This window comes from Pseudoalteromonas sp. SG44-1, assembly GCF_014164315.1.
In the GTDB taxonomy this organism is placed as follows: domain Bacteria; phylum Pseudomonadota; class Gammaproteobacteria; order Enterobacterales; family Alteromonadaceae; genus Pseudoalteromonas; species Pseudoalteromonas rhizosphaerae.
Window position 1 is genome coordinate 1 of sequence record NZ_JACJEW010000096.1, and the last position, 3,698, is coordinate 3,698.

Annotated in this window: 3 protein-coding genes; all 3 read right to left on the reverse strand. The window is 39.6% G+C overall.

Annotated elements, in window-relative coordinates; all coding sequences use genetic code 11:
- Positions 1-72 precede the first annotated feature (72 nt).
- Complete coding sequence (locus tag H5187_RS22160) at positions 73-1,146, reverse strand: phosphotransferase enzyme family protein (protein ID WP_182719613.1); 1,074 nt, start codon at positions 1,144-1,146, stop codon at positions 73-75.
- Between the two features lie 49 nt (positions 1,147-1,195).
- The gene (locus H5187_RS22165; RefSeq protein ID WP_182719611.1) at positions 1,196-2,071 is read right to left on the reverse strand and encodes an NTP transferase domain-containing protein; all 876 of its coding nucleotides are present in this window, start codon (positions 2,069-2,071) and stop codon (positions 1,196-1,198) included.
- A gap of 889 nt (positions 2,072-2,960) precedes the next feature.
- Positions 2,961-3,416 (reverse strand): REP-associated tyrosine transposase, encoded by a 456-nt coding sequence (locus H5187_RS22170; RefSeq protein WP_182719661.1) that lies wholly within the window; start codon positions 3,414-3,416, stop codon positions 2,961-2,963.
- Positions 3,417-3,698 lie beyond the last annotated feature (282 nt).

The window sequence follows — 3,698 nt, forward strand, 5'->3', positions numbered from 1 at the left end:
GTTAGTGAGTGTTAGTGAGAAGATATTTCACTTCCCCCTAAAACCTACAACCTAGCCCTTTAACTGAAAAAATCACACATCTCTTAAAATAGCTTTAAGCGTGGTTTTTTTTGCGAGAATATCACGATATAAAGCGAACTGATTTTGCGCACGTTCTAAGTTATGGTTAGCATGCTTGATTGAAAAATAATGATCACCGTCAATGTAATCAGTTAAAAAACGTAGGCCAATCATAAAGGTCATTACTTTAGTGCCTAACCAAAAGCTTTGTTTTTCTTGTTCGGTAATCAAGTCTTTCAAAGGCTCTACATAACCTTTGACTACCGCTGCAAAAATCTCTTCACGCACACATACATTAGCTAAATCCGTTGAATCTTCTTGTTCAGGAGAGCAAAAAGTACGCACCATATCACCAAAATCATATAACCAATAACCAGGCATACAGGTGTCTAAATCAATCACCGCTTTGGCATCATTTGATATATTACAAAACAGCATATTATTAATTTTAGTATCATTATGACATGGTCGAACCGGTACAATGCCCGTCAATGCTTTAAGCTCATCAATTAAGCCAAATTGCGCGAAACAAAAATCAACGTCAGCTTGGCAGCTGGCTAAGCGCTGCTGTGGATCTTTTGCAACCACAGCTTTGAGCTTTTCAGCGCGCATCGCTAAATTATGAAAATCAGGAATAACATGATGTAGTTGCTTGGCATCAAAATCTTCTAAAGCAACAGCAAATTGACCAAATGCATTGGCTGCAGTTTGCGCTTGTGAAGTATTTAAAACTACATCTTCACTATAACTGCCGCCAATAAATTCGAGTGCGCGCCAAACACCGTTATCACAATCAACTAAATAGTTATTTTCAACTGTAGGAACATGGCGGATGATTGCTAAATCATACTCGCCTAATTGACGTTTTTTAGTTAAATGACGTTCAATTAAACGAGCATTTTTAACTAACATATCTGGTTCAGGAAAAACCTCGGTATTTAGTTTTTGAACAACTAATGATTTTTTTGGTGCAGTTAATAGCATAGTGCTATTTATGTGACCACTACCAATTGGCTTCATGCTGATTTTTTCACTACCAAGACCAAAACTCTCAGACAAGTAAACCGCAATGGAATTTGACTTCATACTTACTTCACTATTGTTGTGCCCGGGAAAAGGCAAGATCGGGGCTAGTTCATCCGTGACGTAATTCATATAATTTACCTGTAACATCCTGTAATTCTGATTTATAAGTCACTCCATACCACGACTCTTTTGCGCTATATATGGTAACTATTTGTTGATTAGATGTGATCGCTTGTTGAACTTGATCGGGTAAATAATACTCCATTTTGACACCGTTGTCATACTTTTGCAGAAACTCGTCAAAGCCTGCTTCTAGGCGGTCAAAAAATGTTGGCGTAATTGCCCAAAAACTCATTGATGCCAACGCATCCACGGCAATTTTCTCACGGAGCCCCTGCGGATTGTCACCCATTATTTGACCGTTCTCGTGCTGAATATTTAAATACTCAACAACATCAATTAATTGGTTATTTTTAACTTGGCATACGCCTCTATTCACCCCTCCTTGCTCTGACAAAGTATCAATAATAGGGTAACCCACCATAGCCCAACTAGTCAGGTTTTTAAAATGATCTGCGAGTAATAAAAATGACGACGCGCCATAATAATCATCGGCTGTGATGACGATCGCGGGGTTATGAACATGATCTTTAGCGCATAATAAAGCATGCCCGGTGCCCCAAGGCTTACTTCGCTGTTGTGCAAGTAATTGGAATTGTTCTGGCACTAAATCAATGCGTTGTTCAACCAACACAACATCAATCCCCATTGGTAAGCGCGGTAAAATCACTTGCTCAATCTCGCTGCGCACAGCCTGATTGATCACTAATACAACCTGAGTTACTCCTGCGGCAACAGCATCAGCAATACTCAACTCCATAATGGTACAACCCAACCCAGCAATCTCAGCGATTTGTTTATTGCCACCAAAACGAGAGCCCAAGCCACCCGCGAGGACGACTAAACTTAGATGATGTTTTTTCATTTTTAATCAGCTTTAACGTTTAATAAAGCTGAGTTTACCAGTTTCAACCGCCAGATCTAGCTATAGGAGCTAGGTTTTAGGGGATAGGTTCTAGCCTAGCACCTAGTCACTTCCCTAGTAGGCGTTAAGCTTGCTGACGCAAAAACACCAGAGCACATTTCAAAACGCGGTGGCAAGCCACTCGCCTACAAGTGATTAAACATCAAAGTAAACTTTAACACAGTAGGCGTTGAGCTTGCTGACGCACCAACACCACGCCACATTTTGAAACGCGGTGGCAAGCCACTCGCCTACAAGTGATTAATTAAACATCAAAGTACAACTTAACACCCGTAGGCGTTGAGCTTGCTGACGCACAAACACCGTTCCACATTTAAAATGCGGTGGCAAGCCACTCGCCTACAATTGATTAAACATCAAAGTAAAATTTAACACCGTAGGCGTTAAGCTTGCTGACGCACAAATACCACACCAAATTTTGAATATCGCGATGGCAAGCCACTCGCCTACAAGTAATTAATTAGACATCAAAGTAAATTTAACACCGAGACAAACTTTAACACCCGTAGGCGTTGAGCTTGCTGACGCAAAATACCACGCCACATTTTGAAACGCGGTGGCAAGCCACTCGCCTACAAGTAATTAATTAAAACATCAAAGTAAAATTTAACACCCGTAGGCGTTAAGCTTGCTGACGCACAAACTCCGAGCCACATTTAAAACGCGGTGGCAAGCCACTCGCCTACAAGTAATTAATTAAACATCAAAGTGAATTTAACACCGAGATAAACTTTAACACCGTAGGCGTTAAGCTTGCTGACGCACAAACTCCACACCACATTTAAAACGCGGTGGCATATTACGAAAGAGTAGATTAGATGTACTGGGATTAGTTTAAATATACACAATTCCAAAATGGATAATCACCCACACTTTTAACTAAGCCAGCCCTGAGCGGGTTTGCAACTATATATCTAGCTTGGTTAAGTAAATCTTCATCAGATCTAAGCTTGTGATCATAAAAGTTAGCTTGCCAAATTTTTCCGCTAGAAAGTAAATAACGGTTCAATTTAATCGTAGTAATACTTTTAAATTGACCAATAACTTTGGATAAATCATCAGTATCTCTAAGCTGAAATAGCCAATGCAAGTGATCAGGCATTAATGAAAAACAAATTGTCTTAAGGTTTCCCGAATGCGAAAAAAAATGTAACTCCCTCATAATTAAACAGCTACTATCAAAATCACAAAAAAGCTGCATTCTATTTTCAGTACAAATTGTAACTGAGTAATAATGATTAATTATCGAGCATCGCCCTTTAGTCCGCTTACTGGTATCAACCATTACTTTCCCTCAATTAACTACAAGTAAATATAGCAATTAATCGAGATCCCTCCAGTAGAGATTGAGCTTTATTAATAAACAAACACGGAATTTTAAAACGCGGTGGCAAGCCACTCGCCTACAAGCAATTAATTAAACACCAGAATACAATTTAACACCGTAGGCGTTAAGCTTGCTGACGCACAAACACTACATTTAAAACGCGGTGGCAAGCCACTCGCCTACAAGTAATTAATTAGACACCAGAGTAAAATTTAACACCCGTAGGCGTTAAGCTTGCTG

Excerpts from the sequence above, each read along its gene's own strand:
- H5187_RS22160 (WP_182719613.1), bottom strand. The coding sequence starts at position 1,146 with ATGAAGTCAAATTCCATTGCGGTTTACTTGTCTGAGAGTTTTGGTCTT.
- H5187_RS22165 (WP_182719611.1), bottom strand. The coding sequence starts at position 2,071 with ATGAAAAAACATCATCTAAGTTTAGTCGTCCTCGCGGGTGGCTTGGGC.
- H5187_RS22170 (WP_182719661.1), bottom strand. The coding sequence starts at position 3,416 with ATGGTTGATACCAGTAAGCGGACTAAAGGGCGATGCTCGATAATTAAT.